Genomic DNA, 21,871 nt, shown 5'->3' on the forward strand with positions numbered 1-21,871 from the left:
GATGGGTTACTCATAAACTACATATTGCAAATATGTTTTTGGGTTTGAATCCACAGTCGATCAGCTGTGCCAATAAAATTGCCATTGTCATCATAAATTGGCGCTTTTTGGTCGATTAGCCCTTTACATACATAACCTTCATGAGTTTCTTCCAGATAGCTTGCCATAGCTCGCTTACAATCAACAACATCCTGAAAAGAACAGGAGCGTGGACGAGTTGGTTGTCTGGCAGCCCAACCATTGACAAGCTCATTGCATGTAAACTGGGCACCTGTCCATCCCATTTTCCAGGCATCACGAGTGCATTCAGCGGATGCAGGCAGGCTTACTATAGCTGATAATACAAGTGAAGTAAGAATTGATACTTTTTTCATTGCGGTCACCCTTTAGACTGAGCAAAAATCCATTTTTTAAAAGATGTGACGCATAAACTTGTTGATTGACTTTTATGTTAACTTATCTCGTTGCGTATTAGGCGCATACCCTTATCAGTATAATCTATGCAATCATCAATCAAATTATTGTGTTTAATACAATAAAGAATACTTTGTGTGCTGTGTGAATTGGCTAAATTTAAATTTCCCTATAAAAAACCTCTTAAGACTTATTTAGAAAAGCATATTTTAGTACTTTCGTAGCACGAATATAAGCCATACAGTTTCAGCTAATTGACTAAAATCAGACATCATGCGTTTTTTTTTACAATTTCTGTAGCAAGGGCTGCTGCCCAGCATTTATAAGCATCCGGACTGGGGTGAAAACCGTCGGAAGCAAGGTAAGAGGGTTCAAATGGTAAATTCATGGGCAAGTATTGGCAATGTTTATATTTAGACAAGTGCGTAGATAACGTACCGTCAAGATAACGGGCTCGTTTTCCTAAATACCACTTTAGTGGAAAAGGTAATGCTGAGAATAAATGCATGGGTGGTAAGCCAGAAAAAAACAGTGTAGGGGAGGCAAATTTCTCTGTTAATAATTGAATCAGCAGATCCAGCTGCTGTTGCCATTGCTTTTGGTGGGTCCCCTTAATGACATCGTTAACACCCACCACCACAATAGCAATATCAAGTGGCATCTGTGGCATCGTGTGTAATATGTTAATCAAATCTTTTATGGTATAGCCGGTTTTCGCGGTCAGGGTCCATGCAACCGTGTACGACGCACTGAGTATTTCTACTAACTGCCCTGACAGTGCAAATTGTTGAGAAGGTGCTCCCACCCCCGCAGCAGAAGAGTCACCTAATATAAGTAGTTTAAGCGCGGGTCCTTGTCCCTGTATACCTTGTCGTGGACCTGCAGGTTCTGGTAAACAAGGTGTTTTTCGCCTGACATATAAACCTTGAGCAAGCAAAAATGGGGCTAGTCCAAGGGTGACTAATTGGTTTTTCATATTCTTTTTCCAGTTTGCCTATCCATGACAGTCTAAGTTTTAAGACTGAGTAGAAGCCATATCGAATTAACTTATCCATCAATATTATTAAGTCTTAAAAGTAAGACGGTAAACGTCTTGTAAAAAGTCACATTTAGGATAGTGACACAATAACAGTATATAAATAGGCCCGTAACATATGATGAAAGATGGGCCTGAAACAAGTGGTGGCCTATGGACTTTCCAATTATTCATAAAAACCTGAAAAAATTCAGTCTTACGCCAAACCTTACTGACTATCATCGTTGTTATCAGTCATTTAGCTGGCAGCAGGCGCGTGCCAATATCAAAGGCTATGGTAAAGGGATTAATATTGCCTTTGAAGCCGTTGATCGGCATGTCGATGAGGGACATGGCGAACAAAATGCATTGATTTGGTTAGGCAAAAAGGGAGAGCGTCAAACCTATACCTATACTGACTTAAAAGTGCTGAGTAATCGCTTTGCTAATCTTTTAGGTCAATTAGGTACCAAACCTGGTGATCGTGTTTTTAGTCTCGCAGGGCGCACCCCCCAACTTTATGCCGCGATTTTAGGCACGCTAAAAATAGGTGGCGTATTTTGCCCGCTTTTTTCTGCATTTGGTCCTGAACCTATACAGTCAAGAATGACGATTGGTGATGCAAACATTCTGGTCAGCAGTTTAAAACTGTACAAAAAGAAAGTTGCTGCTTGGCGGCATCAACTCGGTACGTTGCAACATGTCTTATTGTACGACTGTAAGGGACAGTGCCCTGATGATTGTATCGACCTCGATAGCCAACTACCTCTTGCGAATGAGCAATTTGCAGTCTGTGAAACCGCAGCAGAAGCACCCGCCTTATTACACTTCACCAGTGGTACAACAGGAAAACCCAAAGGCGCCGTTCATGTCCATGAAGCAGTGGTACATCATAAACATTCTGGTTTTTATGCATTGGATTTACACCCTGGTGATACTTACTGGTGCACTGCAGACCCAGGCTGGGTGACAGGTACCAGCTATGGCATTATTTCACCGCTGTGCAATCGGGTGACATTGATTGTGGATGAAGCAGAGTTCGATCCTGAGCGTTGGTATCAAATTCTTGAACGAGAAAAAGTTAATGTTTGGTATACCGCACCAACAGCGATCCGAATGCTGATGAAAGTGGGAGAGGAGCTGATTCAACACTATGACCTTAGTACGCTTCGCTTTCTCGCCAGTGTCGGTGAACCATTAAACCCTGAAGCCGTTACTTGGAGCCAACGGGTATTTGGTAAACCTTTCCACGACAACTGGTGGCAAACTGAAACAGGGGGCATCATGCTGGCTAACTTTGCAGCTGAGCCTGTTAAGCCTGGCTCAATGGGCCAACCGTTACCTGGAATTCAAGCCGGTATTGTCAGGGTGGATGAACAAGGACAGCTAACTGAACTGAATCAACAGGGTGAAATTGGTGAGCTAGCACTAAAACCTGGCTGGCCCTCTATGTTTCGCGATTATTTGCATGAAGCTGAGCGTTATAAAAACTGCTTCAATAGTGACTGGTATCTCAGTGGTGATTTGGCTTACGAAGACCATGATGGTTACTTCTGGTTTGTGGGTCGCAGTAAAGACCTTATTAAATCAGCAGGCCACTTGATTGGTCCGTTTGAAGTAGAAAGTGTTCTGGTTGAGCATCCGGCGGTCGCAGAAGCGGGTGTCATTGGTATACCCGATGAGGTAGCCGGAGAAGTAGTGATTGCCTATGTGGCACTCAAGCCAGGTTATGAGGCTAATGAAGAGCTGATAACCGCATTAATGGCCCACGCACGAAAAAAACTAGGCTCCGCAGTTGCGCCTCGAACAATCCATATTAAAGATAATCTACCGAAAACACGTAGCGGTAAAATCATGCGCCGGTTATTAAAAGCTCGTGAGCTAGGCCTACCTGAAGGTGATATTTCAACACTGGAAAGTGATGAGCACCCACCTCATCAAAATACAGGGGATGAAGTATGACAGCAGCCGATACCAAACCCCATATTAATAAAACCCATCTGCATTTTTTACTCAAACAAATGGTGCGCATTCGACGCTTTGAAGAAAAGTGCGCTGAACTCTACATGCAGGAAAAAATTCGCGGTTTTTTACACCTCTATATTGGAGAGGAAGCCGTTGCCGTTGGGGTGATGAAAGTGCTGCAAGACGACGATGCTGTCGTGGCTACCTATCGGGAACATGGTCATGCACTGGCGAAAGGCTTAAGCATGAATGCGGTGATGGCAGAAATGTTTGGCAAAGTCACTGGCAGCAGTCGAGGCCGAGGTGGCTCTATGCATATTTTTGATGCCAGCAAACGCTTCTATGGCGGCAATGCTATTGTGGCTGGTGCATTACCCATGGCTGTAGGGTTAGCGCTGGCGGATAAAATGCAAAACCGCAATCGTGTTACCGTCTGCTTTTTTGGCGAAGGGGCTGCGGCTGAAGGCGAATTTCATGAAAGCCTCAATCTCGCCAAGCTTTGGTCATTACCCGTACTGTTTGTTTGTGAAAATAACCTGTATGCCATGGGGACGGCCTTATCTATCTCAGAGTCTGAACAGCATATTTTCAAAAAAGCCCAAAGTTATGGTCTCGCAGCTGTCGAAGTGGATGGTATGAATGTGGTTGATGTTGAAGCGGCCGCACAAAAGTGCTGTACCGCGATACGTCAGGGCGAAGGTCCCCACTTAATTGAGTGTCATACCTACCGGTTCCGAGGCCATTCTATGTTTGATACCCAGCTTTATCGCTCTCCTGAAGAGGTTTCTACCTGGCAGCAAAAGGGGCCTATTCTCCAGTTAAAGCAGTGGCTGGAGCACAATGGCAAGTTGGATGAAGCCGAGTGGCAACAAATAGAAGTGGAGGTTCAGCAAGAAATCGAAGAGGCTGTCACTTTTGCTGAGCAGTCTGAGTTTGAAGCTGCCAGTGAATTATGTCGCGATGTCTATCTGGAGTCCGCCTGATGAGTCATATTGAGCAACTCACTTATCGTGAGGCCATGCGTGAAGCGATTCGAGAAGCCATGCAGCAAGACCCCAGTGTGTTCCTGATGGGTGAAGATGTTGGTCATTATGGTGGTTGTTATGCGGTGTCTAAGGGATTACTGCAAGAGTTTGGTGAATCGCGCATCGTTGATACCCCATTATCCGAGTCAGGGTTTGTAGGGGCGGGTATTGGTGCAGCCATGGGCGGTATGCGACCTATTGTTGAAGTGATGACGGTTAATTTCAGCCTGCTGGCGTTGGATCAAATTGTAAATAATGCGGCAACCTTACGACACATGTCGGGTGGGCAGCTTGGCGTACCATTAGTCATTCGGATGGCGACCGGGTCAGGTAAACAATTAGCCGCTCAACACTCCCATAGTCTGGAAAACTGGTATGCCCATGTACCAGGTATTAAAGTGTTAGCACCGGCAACCGTCGCAGATGCGCGTTATATGTTAGCCATGGCATTAGTTGATCCCGACCCGGTACTGATCTTTGAACATGTCATGCTATATAACAGGAAAGAAGCCCTTCCCAAACCAGAAGACTGTCCAGCCATGGAACAAGCAGTGGTTCGACAGCAAGGGTCAGATATTACGCTGGTGAGTTACGGAGGTTCATTGTTTAAAACATTAGCCGCAGCAGAAGCGCTGACAGAACAACAGATCAGCGCCGAGGTTATCGATTTACGCTGTTTACGCCCACTTGATGTACAAACCCTGTTTTCTTCGGTTAATAAAACCCACAGACTCCTTGTCGTTGATGAAGGATGGCGAACAGGTAGTTTGGCTGGGGAAATATGTGCATTGGTGACAGAACATTGTTTTTGGGCGTTGGATGCACCACCGCAACGTGTTTGCAGTCAAGAGGTCCCGATACCTTATCCAAAACACTTAGAAATTGCGGCCACACCACAGATTGAACATATTGTGACAACAGCAAAGCAGATAGTATATCGATGAAAACCATCACTATGCCTTCCTTTGGCGCGGATATGGAGCAGGGTAAAGTTGCTGAGTGGAATATAAAACCCGGCGATACCGTGCATAAAGGCGAGATCATTGCCACTATTGAAACCATGAAAGGCTTAATTGATATGGAGGTCTTCGATGATGGCATTATTGAGCAACTGTTGGTAGAACCTGGCAGTGAGGTTCCTGTGGGTGAACCTATTGCTACATTAAGACTGTTAGGTGAAGTGGCTGTAGAAACACCTCCGATTAAAACAATCCCCACTGAAAAATCAGAAAAACCATCAGCACCGAAACACGCTAGCAGCAAAGCAACTCAAACAGCACCTATCAGCACACCACCGCCAGAAACGACAACCACGATTTCTACTCAACCTCACCTTTCTTTCTCTTTAGAAAAATCGAACCAGTTAATATCACCTGCTGCACGCTATCAGGCTGAGCAACAAGGTTTTGACTGGCGAACAATACCAAAGGGAACGGGTCCTAATGGTGCAATCGTGTTAGCCGATATCCAGCATCACTTTCAAACGGAAAAGTTCGATTTAAACGATGCCACGCCAGTAAAAAAACATGGCTATGTTGAGCAAGATGCAAATGAACAAAAAATGCGTCAAGCTATTGCTGCCGTGGTCAGCCAATCCAAACGTGAAATTCCACATTACTATTTAAACCAGGATATTTCTTTAACGCGTGCGCTTCAGTGGTTACAACATTACAACGAAAATCAACCACCTGAAAGTCGACTACTTATTAATGCCTTGGTTTATTGTGCTATAGCTAAAGCACTACAGAAGTTTCCTACCTTTAATGGATTTTATCAAAATAACCATTTTCAACCAGCAGAACAGGTTCACTTAGGTAATGCAATTAACTTGCGTCAAGGTGGACTCATGGTGGCCGCCATACATAATGCAGCAACGCTGACACCAGCCACCATGATGGCAAAACTGAAAGATCAGGTTATCAGAGCGAGAGAAGGGCATCTTAAAATGTCAGAGATGCAGGATGCGACTATTACTATTTCTAATTTGGGTGACCGGGGGAGTGATGCCATTTTAGGCGTGATTTTTCCACCACAGGTTGCGTTGATTGGGTTAGGCCGTGTCCGCGAGGTGGCCTGGGTAGAAGACCAGATTATCAAGCCTGTTACCATTGTCAGTATGAGTCTTGCGGCTGATCATCGTGTCACGGATGGGCATGATGGTGCTCGCTTACTGAATAAAATTAATAAACTATTGCAAAAGCCGGAGCAGCTAACATGAAAGATAAAGAAACATTAACACGTTTTCTGTTAGAGCAAATTCAAACCATTGCACCTGATAGCGATACAGAAAGTTTAGATCCGGACGAGGACATGCGAGATGAGCTCGATTTAGACTCTATGGATTTCCTACGACTACTGGAGTCTATTTCCAAGCAATTGAATGTCAATATTCCTGAAGTTGATTACAATAAAATCACTACACTGAACAATATGGTCAGTTATATCAGTGAACGAACCATCTAACCCCATAATACATGTTATTTTTCTGGGTAATCCACTTCACGGTGATGATGGTATTGGTTTTCACCTTTTAAATAGGCTACATCAACAGTATAAATGGCCACCTCATATTGAATTAATCGATGGTGGAACAGGAGGGGTAACATTACTCCCTTGGTTTCACCATTGCGATAAAGTCATTATTATTGATGCAGTGAATAATCCTTCACAAGCAGGCCAACTTTCTTACTTTTCTGGAGTAAATCCCACGACTTTTTTACACACTAATACGAATGGCCACGTATTTGAGCATGGAGGGAATGCAAGCTCGCTGCTTGAGTTATTAGCAATATCAGCCCCACCATTACCCGTCATTGATATCATTGCGATTGCAGGCAAAACGTTTAATTCATTTAGTCATCAACTGAGTCAGGCCGTTAACCGTACACTGCCAGCCATTTGTGAAAAAGTATATGAGATAATATGCAAAGAGGTGAAAAGCACTTCATAGAAAGCGCCTGTTTATCAAACCAATTCAAACTCAAGCGCAGCACACATTCTACTTCTATTACAGACATCATCATTTTAAAAAACGAGTAAAACACTATCAAAATGTATCTGTCGTATGATATTTTATTATCATGAGAACATGCATGGATTGCTGCTATGAATACTAAAGTCTATATTTTAAGTATATTATGTGTTTTACCTATTTCAGCCTTTGCTCACCCCAACCATGGTTTATTTGAGTTAAATACATGGCTGCATTACTTAGTAGAGCCAGAACATGGTTTCGTATTTGTTCTGCTATTTGGACTTATCACAATGATGGTTTGGCAATGGCGAAAGCAATTTAAATAACAGCTGTTAAATACAACACTACACCATATCGTTATTATGAGTGGTTTCCTGTTGGATGTTAAAGGCCGAGTACAAGGTATTGGCTTTCGTCCCTTTGTTTTTCGTTTAGCAACATCGCTTGGGTTATATGGCAGTGTCAAAAATATCTCTGCCAGCGTAGAAATTAAACTTTATACTGACCAGCCAACGGTTGATAAATTCTCCCAGTTACTCATTCAGCAGTGTCCCAAACCAGGTTTTATCGAATCGATTAAGCAGCAGCCTTATCTCTTTACAGAACAACCAGACAACTTTTCTATCTTATCCAGTCATACTGAAGGAAAAAAAGGCCTCTCATTTCCACCTGATTTAGCGATTTGCCAAGCATGTATCCAAGAACTCACGGATCCTACAAATCGCCGATACAACTATCCATTTATTAATTGCACTCAGTGTGGCCCACGTTATACCTTAATCAATAAAGTACCCTATGATCGAATGCATACCAGTATGGCTGCATTTACCTTATGTGTTGAGTGTCAAGCTGAGTATAACAATCCACTTAATCGACGCTTTCATGCAGAACCCATTTGCTGTCCCCAATGTGGACCAGTAATTTGGTTTCAAAATAATACGGACGGTTTTCAACACAATACTGAACAACTTGAAAAGAATACTGCGCATTGTACGACACTAGATACATTAAAAATATGTGTCAAACAATTATCTATGGGAAAAATCATTGCCATAAAAGGTATTGGTGGTTTTCATTTAGCTTGTGATGCCACAAATAAGCAAGCGATTCATTTGTTGCGTAAACGTAAACAACGGCCAAGCAAACCACTCGCCATTATGTTGAAGGATCGTCAGCATTTACAGGCCTATTTTTCGTTCTCATCAGATATGTTGGCACAAACCGAGAAACAGCTGATAAGCACTGCAGCTCCTATTGTACTGATTCCTAAAAAAATATTGAAACAATCGTTACCCGATATATTAGCACCAGAGCAACATTACCTCGGCGTAATGCAGGCTTATTCACCACTGCACTGGTTATTGTTGAATTTATTTCAAAAACCGTTGGTTATGACATCAGGAAACATATCAGGGGAGCCTATATGCATAACCAATGAGCATGCATTACGTGAGTTACAACCTTTCGTAGATGGCTGGTTATTGCATGATCGAAAGATTATTCATCGATGTGACGATTCTGTGGTAAATGTTACGAATAATACTTCTCACACCATCCGTCGTGCACGAGGAATTGTCCCTGACACATTACCAATACCTAGTGGCATAGTACAACACTTAGAGAAAGAGAAATACCTGCTCGCTTTGGGTGCTGACTTAAAAAATTGCGTTGGTTTAACGATGGGCCACCACGCACTGCTTTCTCCCTATCATGGTGATCTTGCCAATTTTGCCTGTTTACACGCGATGCAACAAAACATCAAAAATTTCCAAACATTATTAAATTTATCAAATAAAAATATTCAGACAATCATTATTGATTCACACCCTGATTATCATTCCAGTCGCTATGGAAGGCATTTAGCTGAAAAATACCAAGCTCCCATCATCAGTGTTCAACATCACCATGCCCATTTTGCATCTTGTTTATTAGAGAATCAGGTTTCCCCAGATCAGACTGTGTTAGGTATTATTTTTGATGGACTTGGATATGGTGATGATGGCACTTTTTGGGGTGGTGAGTTTTTATTAGGTAATTACGCTTCCGTTCAACGTGTGGCATACTTAAAGCCTTTTCCATTATTAGGAGGAGAAAGAGCCAACCAGCAACCATGGCGTAACCTGATTGCATTATTCGCTCAAAGTGGTTGTTTACATCATTTAAAAGCAAACTTATCTATTCAATATGCTGCAGATGAAGAAATTGAATTACTGTTAAAACTAAGCTCACGATATCCTTTCACCAGCTCAATAGGACGTCTGTTTGATGCAGTTGCTGCATTATTAAATATTGCACCCTATGAACAAACTTATGAAGGTGAGGCGGCCATGCAACTGGAAGCACTTGCATTACAGTATACTGGCCTACCAGCTTATTATGAGCTTTTTAAAATTATCCCACAACATAAACACTTATTACTAGATTCTTCTCCACTTTGGTATTTCCTAATTGAACAGTTAAGAAATAATATAAATAAAGCAAAATTAGCATTTATATTTCACGATACTCTTGTCAATACCATTATAAAAACGGTGATCACACTAAAAAAACAAGAAATTGTATTTAATGCCATCGCATTAAGTGGTGGTGTTTTTCAAAATACGTTATTACTTTCAACACTGAAAAATAAGTTTGAATCTGAAAATTTCACTGTTTACACCCAACAGCAAGTGCCCTGCAATGATGGTGGTATAGCACTGGGACAAATTGCTGTGGCATCAACACAAATTCAATCTAAAATTTAGACTGTTAAACAATAAACCTTTCCTAGCATTTAAGCTTTTCTCGTTCATACAATATGTTAGACTGGACAGCAGTATAGACTTTAATCAAGATGAGTCAATAAAATGCGTATTTTGGTAATTGAGGATAACAAAGACATTCTGAATAACATCCTAGATTACCTGGAGCTTAAAGGTTGTTCTGTTGATTGCGCTCAAAATGGGCTTGGAGGATTACATTTAGCCACCACGGAACACTATGATCTTATTGTGCTAGATATTATGCTACCAGGTATTGATGGTTTTCAGTTATGTAAACGATTACGTAATGACGCCCAAATCGATACCCCTATTATTATGCTTACGGCTCGTGATGAATTAAACGATCGATTGGAAGGCCTTCATTCAGGTGCAGATGATTACCTTATAAAACCCTTTGCTCTATCAGAGCTTATGGCACGTATTGAAGCCATTTTGCGACGTAGCCAGAAAACATGGCAACGTCAGTTACAAGTGGGTGATTTGTCGTATGATCTGGATACATTAGAGATTAAACGTAAAGGCCAAATGCTCAAAGTAAATCCATTAGGGTTAAAACTGTTAGCGTTACTCATGCAAAAAAGTCCCGCAGTTGTCCGTCGAGAATTACTTGAAGAAGCACTTTGGGGGGATCAAATGCCAGACAGTGACAGTTTAAGGACACATATTCATCATTTACGTCAAGTCGTTGATAAACCTTTTGCTACGTCTCTACTCCACACTGTGCATGGCATAGGCTACCGCCTTGCGGAAAAATAGCTATGGCTTTTCAACAACCTTTAGTCTGGCGTATCACCACTGCATTTTTAGTCATGACACTTATTGTCAGCGGTGTATTTTCCTTAAGTATTGTTGCCATTGTTCATTTCATTGAAGAGCAAATGGTTTCTGAACAATTGGATCATAAACTCAATAAAATCATCTCTTCCAACGGGAGTGACATATTATCCAACCTGGATGACAACCTTCACTTTTATACGACAAACTCCCCCAATCAGCCCATTCCAAAGTATTTTTCTAACCTGGGTACAGGCTTTACTGAAGTTGTTCGAAGTAATGAAGCATTTTATGTCTATGCTCGTGATGTCAATGACCAACGTTATATTTTGGTTCAAGAGCAAAATGAATTTGAGGCTCACGAACAAGCTCTCTTTACTGCAGTCCTTATCGGTTTTTTAGTCAGCATTTTAGGCGCTTCCTGTCTAGGCTGGTTAACTGCACGGCGGGTTATTTCACCGTTAACCCGTTTGGCTCAGCAAGTTCGCTATCGGGACCAGTTACACGCCTTAGCACCGCCATTGGCACAAGAGTATGCTGATGATGAAGTGGGTCATCTTGCAGCCGCCTTTGATGACTCATTGAATAAGTTAAAGCAGTTGCTGGAACGAGAAAAATTATTTGCAAGCGACGTCAGTCATGAACTACGCACACCACTAATGATAATTGCCAGCTCCTGTGAGTTACTTAAGGAGACCTCTCTTAATAAGCCTCAATATAATCAAATAACGCGCATTGAACGTACCACAGATGATATGCGTGATTTGGTTCAAACCTTTTTAATGCTGGCTCGCTCAAAGCATGACAAAACGACACTTGGAGGGAGCACAACATTACTTAAGGCTGCTAAAGAGCAGAGCGAGATATGGGCAACACAATTTAAAGAGAAAGGCATTTCTTTTGAAGTGATTGATGAACAAAATGTTAATGAAGATTTAGCTCAGTACAATTTATCCTTCCTAAAAACGGTCATTGCTAATTTACTGCGTAATGCGCTTCACTACACCGAACAAGGTCAGGTTCAGTTGATTTTAATGACCGATGGATTCAGAGTAGAAGACAGTGGGATTGGTATTCCCAGTGAACAAAAAGAACAAATCTTTCATCCTTTTATCCGTGGAAGCCAAACCAGAGGAGAAGGCTTAGGATTAGGCTTATCCTTAGTTAAACGTATCTGCGAACATCAAAATTGGTTAATTAGCGTTAATCCGTCAATTTTGGGCGGCAGTTGCTTTCATGTGCTATTAAATTCTCGGTCTTAACGTTTTTTTGACATTTCCCTAACGGGCATTTTACGACCCCTCCTATAGAGTGATGGTTTCAGCCATGATTACGTGGATGGATCGCCATGCCCAATATCGAACTTGAGTTTTCACAAAAATATACATCTGAACATGCCCAGGAATACTTGCTTAAACATCAAGATGGTCTTGCCCGACGATTATCCAATTGGCGAGACTTTCAACTTGCCCGCCAGGCATTAAAACAGGCGGGTGATCCCACATTAGTTCTGGACTTACCCTGTGGTGCAGGTCGTTTCTGGCCTTTACTAGCTGAAAATCCCAATCGAGTGATTATTGCTGCCGACAATTCAAAAGCGATGCTTGAAACGGCATTGGCCGCACAACCTCCCGAAGTCGTCGCTCGCATTAATACTTTCCAAACCTCCGCTTTCGCCATTGATCTGGATAACAATGCGGTGGACTGTATTTTTTGTATTCGACTGCTACACCACATTGCGGAGCACGACCACCGTCTTGCACTTTTACAGGAGTTTCACCGCGTGACCCGCGATACCGTCATTTTATCTCTATGGGTTGATGGGAACTACAAGGCTTGGAAGCGCAAACGTCTAGAGCAACAGCGTGTTGATCAAGGAAAGAAAAACGAAAACCGATTTGTGGTGAAACGAGACACAATTAAAAGCGAAATAATTCAAGCTGGTTTTACTATTTTGCATCAGCAAGATTTCCTTCCTGGCTATGCAATGTGGCGTATTTATACCCTGCGCAAAGCAGCCTAAAACGAGGTTCGAGTTCATGATAAGCACGCAGTTCAGTAGCTTCTCATTTGAAGACTGGTGGCAATGTAAAGGAGCATGGGTTGAACCACCAAATCGGCGCAGAGGAGGCGAGAGTGGTGTCCAACGCTTACTATTCCCAGAACAGGTTCAACTTTACTGTAAGCGTCAGCAAGGACATTTATATCATTCATTTTGCCATCCTTTTGGTCGTCCAACCATACTGCGCGAGTGGCATGCATTGCATATGTTTCAGCGCATTGGTATTCAGGTTCCTCGCACTGTCTATTGTTCAGCGAGAAAATATTCAGGTCAGTGGCAAGCACTTTTAATTACCGAACCATTGGCAGGGTTTATAAGTCTTGAGGCATTTTACCAACAGCCTCTGGAACGCGGGCAACGGGAAAAAGTACTTCATGCTGTCGCAAAAACATTAAGGCATTTACATTTAGCACGATGGCAACATGGTTGTTGTTACCCAAAACACATCTTTGTTAAAGCACAACCAAATGAACACGCCAGTAATGTGCAAGTAGCATTGCTTGACCTTGAAAAAAGTCGACAAAGATTAACCGTAAAAAAAGCGTCGACTCATGACCTTCGACAATTATTTCGTCACAGTCCATATATGGCTCAAAAAGATGAACAATATTTTTTGAAGTGTTATTTTAAAACAGTGATGCAACCACGTAATATTTTAGAAAAAAAGAGCGTTATTTATGACTCATAAAACAGTAAGTGTTACGGCTCTGGTAATGGGTTATAATGAAAAACCATTCTAACAAATCGAAGTTGAATTAAATTAATAATAACATAAAAACCTACAAGGAATTCAGCAATAACCCTTTCAAATAATTTTGCTTGAAAAGTCAAATAACGTCTCTATTTGCTCGCTAGCTAATTTACTTATTTATAACGGTTAGTAAAATAAGATTGGAAATAACGTAATATATGCGTAACTACACTCTCACCGCCAGGTGGATAATTCTTCTTACGACTATTTTTATCCTCATTTCAGGTAATATAGCTTTTTTTAAACAAGTGTTAGCCGTTTATCCATGGACGGATAATGCCGCATTCATTCTCTCATTATCCGTCATGTTGGGCGGCGTTATCATGTTGCTTTTAAGCTTATTTTCTCTTGTTATTCCTATCAGAGTTGTTGCCAGTCTTTTTCTATTGTTTTCCGCGGCTATCAGTTATTTTTCAGATCAATTTGGCTCAATCATTGACATCAGCATGATTGAAAACATGGTCGAAACCAATACACAAGAGGCTATGGACCTGGCCAGTACAGAACTCATCTTACGTATTGTGCTATTGGGTATCGTACCTGCAACGCTAGTGTGGTGGCTGCCGGTTAAAAAAGCAGGATGGGGTAGAGAGCTAGGTTTTACATTGCTATCAGGCTGTACTGCACTGGGCATCATTATACTTGCCATGCTGCCTTTCAGTGACTACTACGCAAGTTTTTTTCGTCAACATAAACCCTTACGCTATTATGCCAATCCTATCTATCCGCTGTACTCGGCGACAAAGTATATTGTGGGCGCAGTGAATACTTCGGAGACATCCACTACGTATACTCGGGTGGTACATACAATAGAAAAAGTAAAAAATAATGGTCAACCAAAGCTCTTTATTATGGTTGTTGGTGAAACAGCCCGTGCTGATCACTTTTCGCTAAATGGGTATCCACGTAATACCAACCCAGGTTTATCAAAAGAAAAAAACATTATTAGCTATCAACATATTCACTCTTGTGGCACATCAACTGCTGTTTCTGTGCCCTGTATGTTTTCTTTTTCAAACCAGGCAGATTTTAATCTCAATGCCGCACAGTATACCGAAAATGTCTTGGATGTATTAACCAGTGCTGGAGTCAATGTATTGTGGCGAGACAATAATTCAGACTCAAAAGGGGTGGCATTAAGAGTCCCTTATCAAGACTTTAGGGATAAAAAACTAAATCCTCAATGTGATGAGTTTGAATGCCGTGATGTTGGTATGCTTACTGGGCTTCAGCAATACATTAACCATCAGCAGGGGGATATTCTCATTGTATTGCACCAAATGGGCAGTCATGGTCCAGCGTATTTTAAACGCTATCCAACCCGTTTTGAGAAATTTAAGCCTGCTTGTCACTCAATTGAATTATCAACTTGTACTCGCGAAGAAATCATTAATGCATATGACAACGGCATTTTATATACCGATTATTTTTTATCGCAAGTTATATCTTTACTTAAGGCAAATACTGCACAATATGAAACAGCCATGTTTTATGTTAGTGATCATGGTGAATCATTGGGTGAGCATAATGTTTACCTTCATGGATTACCCTACTGGTTCGCACCTGATACTCAAACGCATGTACCTCTGATTACTTGGGTAGGGCCTAACTCCACTATTGATTATTCACGCTCACTAACCCTAAAAGAAAGACCTAACTCTCATGATGATATTGCTAAAACACTATTAGACGTCTTTGAATTAAAAACAGATATCGACTCATATTTTAACCAAATCAAACCATTATTCTACTTGAGAGCAGTCAATGTCGTTCAGTAAACAGATTATTTTAACGAGTAGCCTATTCATTTTGAGTATGCTTTTGTTTGAGTGGACATCACTGGATCTTTGGATACAACAATATTTCTTCAATAGTGAGCAACAACAATGGTTATGGGATAAATCAGAGCCTATCGCTCAATTTGTATTCTATGATGGTATAAAAGCATTACTCATCGTATTCGCATTTTTTTTGATCATCTGTTTGACGTGTTTACGGCATACGCATTGGGTTAAGGAACACTCATATGGTATGCGTATTGTATTAATCTCACTGATTTTGGTGCCTTTAACAATCAGTACGCTAAAAGCCACCACAAATGTAGCCTGTCCTCATGATTTACACATATTTGGTGGACAGATACCTTATATCAAAGTATTAGAAAGTTACCCAGATAATGAGCGACCACTTAAACAACAACGTTGTTTTCCAGCGGGACATGCCAGTGGTGGCTTTGCATTATTGTCATTAATGTTTTTATTCCAACGTAGACCTAATCGTCAAGGTGCACTAATTTTTGCACTATGTCTAGGCTGGTTAATGGGTGGTTATAAAATGGTCATTGGTGATCACTTCTTTAGCCATACGTTAATTACAATGGAAATTTCGTGGCTATTAATTTGCTTTGTTGTACTCGTAGATCAAAAGGTACAAGCAATAAACGCTAATCTATCAAAAAATGTTATCAAAAACCTTTCATTACAGCCTGGTGAAAGCCCTCCATAGCTTTCTCTACAGACATGCGTGCACTCTTAATCATGCAGCGTGGTTAAAATTTGATAACCCAAGGTGACTCTTTGATCGATGGGGTAGGATTTATTGGCGAGTATCACAGCACCCAGTTTTTGGGACGGGATAAATGCTGCGTATGCGGAAAACCCATTGGTTGAACCTGTCTTATTAACCAGTACATCAGCTTGCAGTTGTTTTGGAGGATTAAGTTTTTTCACTGAAGAAGGTTCTAAAATCATTGCGGGGGAATTACCGTCTAATAGCTGCTTTAAGCTGAGTGGATAATCATAATGCTCCCACATCAAACCCTGCATCATATTACCAGACTTAAAATAACCGATATGCGTATTATCGATAGCCTGTTGCCACGTTTTATCCAGTTTAAGTTGTTGCATATTAGCATCAATAAACCGAATTAAATCAGCGGTACATGATTTTACACCATAAGCTTCAGAGGCAAGCACACCCACATTTAACCGAATAGGTTCATCCTTTTTAGTGTACCCTTGTGCATAAAATTTCATCTGATTGGCAGGCACATTAATGTAGCTATGTTTCATGCCTAGTGCTGGAAATAAGCGCTTTTCCATTGTCAAATCAAAAGGCTGGTCAAGAACTTCAGCAGTGACCTTACCCAGCAAACCAATACCTAGGTTAGAATAGGTTCTGTGAGTACCTGGCGTATACGTTGGTTTCCAGTTTTTATAATAATCCATTAATTGGTTTTTATTATGGATATTTTCCGGTACAAATAATGGAAGCCCTGAAGTATGGGTACCTAAACTCAATAAACTGATTGCATCAAATGTACTACCATGTAAGGCAGGCAAATATTTACTGGCACTATCCGAGAACGATAACCTTGACGTAACCTGAGCATAAGAAGCCAGTGTTGCCGTCAATGTTTTACTTAAAGAGCCAATTTCAAACAGGGTATTTTCGGTTATCGGTTGCTGAGTCTTTTTTGATGTTATCCCATAGTTATAAAAATAATGATGGCCGTTATAGGTAACAGCGATGGCCATGCCAGGAATTGCATATTGTTTAAGCACAGGAAGGACCACGCTATCTACCGAACCTTTTAAATTACCTGGTTCCAGTCCATTGCCAGCATAACTCACACAAGCTACACCAGACACTAAAATACAACATAATTTTACTATTTTAGCTTTCATCATTTTTCCATACATGGTTTAACTCACTACTGTTAACAGTCAATAATACCTCCACTGCAACCAACGCATTAGCTTGGAATATTGTTATTGATATATAGAACTTTTACCGTGGAGATGGGGTCAGAACGAAATATTCGCAGTCAATTTTCAGACTTAACTATCCTCCCATAACGATATATTGACAAGCGAGAATAATTTTATACAGGGTAAAGAAAATCTTATGTATCGATTTTAATATGCGACCTTATCTTCCTCTTAATGCACTGAGAGCCTTTGAGTCATCGGCTCGATATCTCAGTTTTACCCAAGCCGCTCAAGAGATGCATGTCACACAGGCTGCTGTCAGTCAGCAAGTCAGAATGCTGGAAGAACGGTTAGGAACGGTCCTTTTTAAACGTTTACCGCGAGGGTTAGAAATGACCGACGAAGGACGTTTATTGTTTCCCGTGCTAACCAATGCTTTTGCTCATATTGAGGCGGTCTTAAAACAGTTTGAGCATAATCATCATAGCCATGAAGTATTGACTATTGGTGCCGTGGGTACCTTTGCAGTCAGCTGGTTGATGCCTCGACTGAAGGCGTTTCGTGAAAACAATTCCTTTATAGAGTTAAGACTACTGACCAACAATAATCTGGTTAATCTTGCCGCAGAGGGATTGGATTTTGCTATTCGTTTTGGTGATGGCAGTTGGCCAACCACACAGAATATATTATTGTTTGAAGCACCACTGACGGTGTTGTGTTCCCCCGATATTGCTCAAAGACTAAACCATCCGCAAGACCTTCAAAAAGAAACATTATTACGTTCATACCGTACAGAGGAATGGAATAACTGGCTTACTACAGCAGGGCTTGAACCATGGATTATAAGTGGTCCAATGTTTGATTCATCACGATTAATGGTTGAGGCAGCGATACTGGGTGAGGGGGTTGCATTAGCGCCTGGTCAAATGTTTTCTCGCGAACTAGCCGCTGGGTTACTGGTGCGTCCCTTTGATCATTATGTCGATGCTGGCAGTTACTGGCTGACGTCACTTAAATCAAGGCCTACAACACCAGCCATGCAATGCTTCCATGATTGGCTTATTGGTGAAGCAACGAACGAAAAACAAGCCAGCCTTATTACTTAGGAAAAGAAATGTGCCTGTGAAAAATAAATTCTAAGCCTTATGTTATTTTGGCTGCCAAATTTCTGATAACGCTTTGCGAGCAGAAGGTTTTTCTTTTGCTTGCAACGAATCATTAAGCATTGCTTTATCACCTAAATAACCAATGACAAACCCCATCAATACCTGTTGGTCGTCGTCTAACTGTAAATATTGCGCTACGGCTTCGTAATGGATACCCGCCATACCATGTGTGTAAAGTCCTTCTATTCGTGCCTGTAACGTCATTGCCATCCATGCTGCACCACAGTCCAGTTGGAAAGATGAGTTCGGTTTATTGTTACGAGCAAACTGGGTATTTCCCACAAGAAAGCCTATCACGCTGGCATTTTTGGCCCACGCCTGATTACCTTCCTGTAACAGCCCTAAAAAATCACTGAATGTTTGTTGCGTTGAAGTATAAAAACACCAAGGTTGTTCATTGAAACAGGAGGGAGACCAACGTGCCGCATCAAACAACCGAGTCAATGTTGCTTGATCAATTTCTTTTTGTACAAACGCGCGAGGGGACCAACGTTCAATGAATAAACGATTCACACCAGATACAACATCACGAGCACTAAAATCAATCGATAGATTATCTGATCCTTTTTCATTGTGATTCATCATGCTCACCTTTAAATGCAACCAATTTAATCGTTATGTCATTGCCTTAAGCTACAACGCTAGTGTAGTGTATTTTGAGCACCATGCTGTTTATAGATATAAAAGTAAAAAGCATAGTATGAAACTGAATGGACGCTTATGTGCTTAGGTATTCCTGCAAAAATTATTGCTATTCTTGATAAGGAAAATGCCACCGCCTTAGTTGAAACGACTGGCGTGAAGCGAGAAGCCTGTATTGCGTTACTGTCACTGCAAGGCAGTTCGCTTGATGACTTGATAGGGCAGTGGGTGCTTCTCCATGTTGGATTTGCAATGGCGATTATTGATCAGGACGAGGCACTTCGTACCCTATCACTATTAGCATCCCTTGAGGGTTAACCACATCATTGACTTAAGGAAAGAGTGAAAGGATGTAATGACACAAACAAACGCATTTCGTGATCCATCTAGTGTCAATCAGTTAATAAAATGCATCCAAATTGAATCAGCTCCTATTGCTGAACGCTTAGGACGCCCTTTACAGATTATGGAAGTGTGTGGGGGGCATACCCATGCAATTGTGAATACTGGGCTTAATCAACTACTACCGTCGTCTATTGAGCTAATTCATGGCCCTGGCTGTCCTGTTTGTGTACTGCCTACTCAAGCAATCGATCAAGCGGTTTCTTTAGCTGAAAATAGCAACCATATTCTGGTTAGCTTTGGCGATCCATTACGTGTACCTGGCAGTCAACATAGTTTGCTTGATGCCAAAGCCAATGGTGCACATATTCAAACATTATATTCACCGCTGGATGCGCTTAAACTAGCTAAGCGAAACCCCAATAAAACAATTATTTTCTTTGCCATTGGCTTTGATACCACCATCCCTAGTACTGGTTGTACACTGCAAATAGCCGCACAGCAAGGCATTACAAATTTCCGAGTGCTTTGTCACCACATTTGCCTTATACCGGTTCTCACCACATTACTGGAACGTCAGGAAATCCAACTGGATGGCTTTCTGGGACCAGGCCATGTCAGTATGGTTATTGGCGCTAAAGCATATGCGTCAATTGCCGAGAAATACCATAAACCACTGGTTATTGCTGGGTTTGAGCCAGTAGATATACTGCATGCTATGTATTTACTCATTAAGCAATTATCTACGCAGCAGCATACTATCCAAAATGCTTATTCTCGTGTTGTGTCGGAGGAGGGTAATAAAGCAGCACAACAGTGTATACAGGATGTTTTTATTTCTGGCATAGATGCCGAGTGGCGGGGTCTGGATTTAGTTCCAGGGTCAGGGCTTAGCATTCGCCCCAAATACCAACCGCATGATGCACTCCCACTACTCAATACACAACACATCGCCAGTAATAATACAGATCCTGTCTTCTGTAAACAGGTCTTAACCGGCTCACTCAAACCTCATCATTGCCCGTGGTTTGGTACCCGATGTACACCACATCACCCTCAAAGTGGCCTTATGGTCTCATCAGAAGGTGCCTGTGCTGCTTATTATGCTTCACACGCTAAGACCGCTGTAGGGACAACGTCTTGAGCAATAACTCCATCATTACCCTTGCACATGGTGCTGGTGGCACTGCCATGCAACAGCTCATTGATAACCTTTTCCTTAAAGCATTTAATAATGAATCATTAGCATTAAAAGAAGATCAAGCCAGATTGCCACTCGCAGAACTACACGTTAAAGGCGATCGTCTGGCATTTACCACTGACAGCTATGTCGTTTCTCCCTTATTTTTTCCTGGAGGAAATATTGGCAAGCTAGCAGTATGTGGCACATTAAATGACTTAGCCGTAGGTGGCGCTCAGCCTTTATATTTAAGTGCTGGCTTTATTATCGAAGAAGGGTTGCCACTATCTTTACTGGAAAAAATTGTTTATTCAATGGCAACAACAGCGAAAGAGCAAGGCGTTTCCATTATTACGGGTGATACTAAAGTCGTTGAACGAGGTATGGCCGATAAGCTATTTATTAATACTACAGGTGTGGGGGTCATTCCTAAAGTAGTTCAGTTAAGTGCAACAAATGCCCAACCGGGAGATAAAGTATTAGTGAATGGGTTTATTGGAGATCATGGTGCCACCATTATGTTGGCAAGGGATAACCTTGGCTTACACACTGACTTACAAAGCGATTGTGCTGCATTATATCCCGTTATTAAGCATGTATTGCTGCAACATGCTCATGACATTCGCTGTATTCGTGATGTTACGCGAGGTGGGTTAGGGGGCGTACTAACGGAGATTGCTCAAGCCTCAAATATCACCATTGAGCTGGACGAGTTAGCTTTGCCTATTCGACCTCAAACCCAAGGTGTTTGCGAATTGCTTGGTCTTGATCCTTTATTTTTAGCTAATGAAGGACTTGCGGTATTTGTGGTGGACCATAAACAGGCTGAAACTGTTTTACAATTAATGCAACAACATCCTTTAGGAAAACATACACAAATAGTAGGTGAAGTTACAGAGTATTCCATCAACCATTTACATTTAAAAACTCGTTATGGAGCAAAAAGAATCGTTAATATACCTTATGGACTTCAACTACCAAGAATTTGCTGAAAAATACCCTTAACATTCTAGAGTAATGGCATACTGCTGTGCTTTTAACGTTGCATAGCCTAAAGCTATTTGTTCTGTTTTTCAATTACCTTTTGGC

22 protein-coding genes are annotated in these 21,871 nt (G+C 41.4%); 18 read left to right on the forward strand and 4 right to left on the reverse strand.

The features are described from left to right. Positions 1-17: 17 nt before the first annotated feature. Together ACQ96U_RS05775 and ACQ96U_RS05780 are read right to left on the reverse strand one after the other, a co-directional pair. Positions 18-374: a hypothetical protein gene (locus ACQ96U_RS05775; RefSeq protein WP_215820558.1), complete on the reverse strand. Its 357-nt coding sequence runs from the start codon at positions 372-374 to the stop codon at positions 18-20. A 311-nt stretch (positions 375-685) separates the two neighbouring features. Then, positions 686-1,390 (reverse strand): SGNH/GDSL hydrolase family protein, encoded by a 705-nt coding sequence (locus ACQ96U_RS05780; RefSeq protein WP_431720297.1) that lies wholly within the window; start codon positions 1,388-1,390, stop codon positions 686-688. Between the two features lie 213 nt (positions 1,391-1,603). On the opposite strand from ACQ96U_RS05780, the gene acsA reads away from it, so the two are divergent. The 14 genes from acsA (at position 1,604) to ACQ96U_RS05850 (ending at position 16,247) form a co-directional block, all read left to right on the forward strand. Beyond that, positions 1,604-3,391 carry an acetate--CoA ligase gene (gene acsA / locus ACQ96U_RS05785; RefSeq protein ID WP_431720298.1) on the forward strand — a complete coding sequence of 596 codons (1,788 nt, stop codon included), beginning with the start codon at positions 1,604-1,606 and terminating at the stop codon, positions 3,389-3,391. Further along, the gene (gene pdhA, locus ACQ96U_RS05790; RefSeq protein WP_431720299.1) at positions 3,388-4,377 is read left to right on the forward strand and encodes a pyruvate dehydrogenase (acetyl-transferring) E1 component subunit alpha; all 990 of its coding nucleotides are present in this window, start codon (positions 3,388-3,390) and stop codon (positions 4,375-4,377) included. The genes acsA and pdhA overlap by 4 nt, the downstream gene beginning before the upstream one ends. Beyond that, entirely contained in the window at positions 4,377-5,363 is a 987-nt protein-coding gene (locus ACQ96U_RS05795) for an alpha-ketoacid dehydrogenase subunit beta (RefSeq protein WP_431720300.1), read from the forward strand. The genes pdhA and ACQ96U_RS05795 overlap by 1 nt, the downstream gene beginning before the upstream one ends. After that, positions 5,360-6,637, forward strand: coding sequence for a dihydrolipoamide acetyltransferase family protein (locus tag ACQ96U_RS05800; RefSeq protein ID WP_431720301.1), 1,278 nt, complete (start codon positions 5,360-5,362; stop codon positions 6,635-6,637). The genes ACQ96U_RS05795 and ACQ96U_RS05800 overlap by 4 nt, the downstream gene beginning before the upstream one ends. Continuing rightward, positions 6,634-6,882 (forward strand): acyl carrier protein, encoded by a 249-nt coding sequence (locus ACQ96U_RS05805; protein WP_431720302.1) that lies wholly within the window; start codon positions 6,634-6,636, stop codon positions 6,880-6,882. Before ACQ96U_RS05800 ends, ACQ96U_RS05805 begins: the two co-directional genes overlap by 4 nt. Further along, on the forward strand, positions 6,866-7,369 hold the full coding sequence (locus tag ACQ96U_RS05810; protein WP_431720303.1) for a hydrogenase maturation protease: 504 nt from the start codon (positions 6,866-6,868) through the stop codon (positions 7,367-7,369). Before ACQ96U_RS05805 ends, ACQ96U_RS05810 begins: the two co-directional genes overlap by 17 nt. A 155-nt stretch (positions 7,370-7,524) precedes the next feature. Continuing rightward, entirely contained in the window at positions 7,525-7,719 is a 195-nt protein-coding gene (locus ACQ96U_RS05815) for a hypothetical protein (RefSeq protein WP_431720304.1), read from the forward strand. 36 nt (positions 7,720-7,755) lie between these two features. After that, positions 7,756-10,137 carry a carbamoyltransferase HypF gene (gene hypF / locus ACQ96U_RS05820; RefSeq protein ID WP_431720305.1) on the forward strand — a complete coding sequence of 794 codons (2,382 nt, stop codon included), beginning with the start codon at positions 7,756-7,758 and terminating at the stop codon, positions 10,135-10,137. A gap of 102 nt (positions 10,138-10,239) precedes the next feature. Beyond that, positions 10,240-10,911, forward strand: coding sequence for a response regulator transcription factor (locus tag ACQ96U_RS05825; protein WP_431720306.1), 672 nt, complete (start codon positions 10,240-10,242; stop codon positions 10,909-10,911). A gap of 2 nt (positions 10,912-10,913) precedes the next feature. Then, positions 10,914-12,191 (forward strand): sensor histidine kinase, encoded by a 1,278-nt coding sequence (locus ACQ96U_RS05830; protein ID WP_431720307.1) that lies wholly within the window; start codon positions 10,914-10,916, stop codon positions 12,189-12,191. An 86-nt stretch (positions 12,192-12,277) separates the two neighbouring features. Further along, entirely contained in the window at positions 12,278-12,952 is a 675-nt protein-coding gene (locus ACQ96U_RS05835) for a class I SAM-dependent methyltransferase (protein WP_431720308.1), read from the forward strand. Between the two features lie 16 nt (positions 12,953-12,968). Further along, positions 12,969-13,679 carry a lipopolysaccharide kinase InaA family protein gene (locus ACQ96U_RS05840; RefSeq protein ID WP_431720309.1) on the forward strand — a complete coding sequence of 237 codons (711 nt, stop codon included), beginning with the start codon at positions 12,969-12,971 and terminating at the stop codon, positions 13,677-13,679. Between the two features lie 221 nt (positions 13,680-13,900). Then, on the forward strand, positions 13,901-15,520 hold the full coding sequence (locus tag ACQ96U_RS05845) for a phosphoethanolamine transferase (protein WP_431720310.1): 1,620 nt from the start codon (positions 13,901-13,903) through the stop codon (positions 15,518-15,520). Continuing rightward, on the forward strand, positions 15,507-16,247 hold the full coding sequence (locus ACQ96U_RS05850; RefSeq protein ID WP_431720311.1) for a phosphatase PAP2 family protein: 741 nt from the start codon (positions 15,507-15,509) through the stop codon (positions 16,245-16,247). The genes ACQ96U_RS05845 and ACQ96U_RS05850 overlap by 14 nt, the downstream gene beginning before the upstream one ends. A gap of 26 nt (positions 16,248-16,273) precedes the next feature. Here the strand turns inward: ACQ96U_RS05850 and ampC are convergent, their stop codons facing one another. Beyond that, positions 16,274-17,428: a class C beta-lactamase gene (gene ampC / locus ACQ96U_RS05855; protein ID WP_431720600.1), complete on the reverse strand. Its 1,155-nt coding sequence runs from the start codon at positions 17,426-17,428 to the stop codon at positions 16,274-16,276. A 236-nt stretch (positions 17,429-17,664) separates the two neighbouring features. Between ampC and ACQ96U_RS05860 the strand changes: the two genes are divergently transcribed. Continuing rightward, positions 17,665-18,558, forward strand: coding sequence for a LysR family transcriptional regulator (locus ACQ96U_RS05860; protein WP_431720312.1), 894 nt, complete (start codon positions 17,665-17,667; stop codon positions 18,556-18,558). Between the two features lie 42 nt (positions 18,559-18,600). On the opposite strand, the gene ACQ96U_RS05865 is transcribed toward ACQ96U_RS05860, so the two are convergent. Next, positions 18,601-19,203 (reverse strand): nitroreductase family protein, encoded by a 603-nt coding sequence (locus ACQ96U_RS05865; RefSeq protein ID WP_431720313.1) that lies wholly within the window; start codon positions 19,201-19,203, stop codon positions 18,601-18,603. Positions 19,204-19,338: 135 nt separating this feature from the next. Between ACQ96U_RS05865 and ACQ96U_RS05870 the strand changes: the two genes are divergently transcribed. From ACQ96U_RS05870 to hypE, 3 genes are read left to right on the forward strand one after another with little or no spacing between them, the layout of a single operon-like run. After that, the gene (locus ACQ96U_RS05870) at positions 19,339-19,578 is read left to right on the forward strand and encodes a HypC/HybG/HupF family hydrogenase formation chaperone (protein ID WP_431720314.1); all 240 of its coding nucleotides are present in this window, start codon (positions 19,339-19,341) and stop codon (positions 19,576-19,578) included. 37 nt (positions 19,579-19,615) lie between these two features. Then, on the forward strand, positions 19,616-20,746 hold the full coding sequence (hypD, locus tag ACQ96U_RS05875; protein ID WP_431720315.1) for a hydrogenase formation protein HypD: 1,131 nt from the start codon (positions 19,616-19,618) through the stop codon (positions 20,744-20,746). Continuing rightward, complete coding sequence (gene hypE / locus ACQ96U_RS05880; RefSeq protein ID WP_431720316.1) at positions 20,743-21,774, forward strand: hydrogenase expression/formation protein HypE; 1,032 nt, start codon at positions 20,743-20,745, stop codon at positions 21,772-21,774. Before hypD ends, hypE begins: the two co-directional genes overlap by 4 nt. Positions 21,775-21,871 lie beyond the last annotated feature (97 nt).

The sequence above is a fragment of the Zooshikella sp. RANM57 genome (genome assembly GCF_050749885.1).
Lineage (GTDB): Bacteria > Pseudomonadota > Gammaproteobacteria > Pseudomonadales > Zooshikellaceae > Zooshikella.

What these genes read in the sequence shown, in the direction of transcription:
- ACQ96U_RS05830 (WP_431720307.1), top strand. Translation starts at nt 10,914, where the DNA reads ATGGCTTTTCAACAACCTTTAGTCTGGCGTATCACCACTGCATTTTTA.
- ACQ96U_RS05870 (WP_431720314.1), top strand. Translation starts at nt 19,339, where the DNA reads ATGTGCTTAGGTATTCCTGCAAAAATTATTGCTATTCTTGATAAGGAA.
- ACQ96U_RS05860 (WP_431720312.1), top strand. Translation starts at nt 17,665, where the DNA reads ATGCGACCTTATCTTCCTCTTAATGCACTGAGAGCCTTTGAGTCATCG.
- ACQ96U_RS05835 (WP_431720308.1), top strand. Translation starts at nt 12,278, where the DNA reads ATGCCCAATATCGAACTTGAGTTTTCACAAAAATATACATCTGAACAT.
- ACQ96U_RS05850 (WP_431720311.1), top strand. Translation starts at nt 15,507, where the DNA reads ATGTCGTTCAGTAAACAGATTATTTTAACGAGTAGCCTATTCATTTTG.
- hypF (WP_431720305.1), top strand. Translation starts at nt 7,756, where the DNA reads ATGAGTGGTTTCCTGTTGGATGTTAAAGGCCGAGTACAAGGTATTGGC.
- ACQ96U_RS05775 (WP_215820558.1), bottom strand. Translation starts at nt 374, where the DNA reads ATGAAAAAAGTATCAATTCTTACTTCACTTGTATTATCAGCTATAGTA.
- pdhA (WP_431720299.1), top strand. Translation starts at nt 3,388, where the DNA reads ATGACAGCAGCCGATACCAAACCCCATATTAATAAAACCCATCTGCAT.
- ACQ96U_RS05865 (WP_431720313.1), bottom strand. Translation starts at nt 19,203, where the DNA reads ATGATGAATCACAATGAAAAAGGATCAGATAATCTATCGATTGATTTT.
- ACQ96U_RS05840 (WP_431720309.1), top strand. Translation starts at nt 12,969, where the DNA reads ATGATAAGCACGCAGTTCAGTAGCTTCTCATTTGAAGACTGGTGGCAA.
- hypD (WP_431720315.1), top strand. Translation starts at nt 19,616, where the DNA reads ATGACACAAACAAACGCATTTCGTGATCCATCTAGTGTCAATCAGTTA.
- ACQ96U_RS05815 (WP_431720304.1), top strand. Translation starts at nt 7,525, where the DNA reads ATGAATACTAAAGTCTATATTTTAAGTATATTATGTGTTTTACCTATT.
- ACQ96U_RS05800 (WP_431720301.1), top strand. Translation starts at nt 5,360, where the DNA reads ATGAAAACCATCACTATGCCTTCCTTTGGCGCGGATATGGAGCAGGGT.
- acsA (WP_431720298.1), top strand. Translation starts at nt 1,604, where the DNA reads ATGGACTTTCCAATTATTCATAAAAACCTGAAAAAATTCAGTCTTACG.
- ampC (WP_431720600.1), bottom strand. Translation starts at nt 17,428, where the DNA reads ATGAAAGCTAAAATAGTAAAATTATGTTGTATTTTAGTGTCTGGTGTA.
- ACQ96U_RS05825 (WP_431720306.1), top strand. Translation starts at nt 10,240, where the DNA reads ATGCGTATTTTGGTAATTGAGGATAACAAAGACATTCTGAATAACATC.
- ACQ96U_RS05795 (WP_431720300.1), top strand. Translation starts at nt 4,377, where the DNA reads ATGAGTCATATTGAGCAACTCACTTATCGTGAGGCCATGCGTGAAGCG.
- ACQ96U_RS05780 (WP_431720297.1), bottom strand. Translation starts at nt 1,390, where the DNA reads ATGAAAAACCAATTAGTCACCCTTGGACTAGCCCCATTTTTGCTTGCT.
- ACQ96U_RS05805 (WP_431720302.1), top strand. Translation starts at nt 6,634, where the DNA reads ATGAAAGATAAAGAAACATTAACACGTTTTCTGTTAGAGCAAATTCAA.
- ACQ96U_RS05845 (WP_431720310.1), top strand. Translation starts at nt 13,901, where the DNA reads ATGCGTAACTACACTCTCACCGCCAGGTGGATAATTCTTCTTACGACT.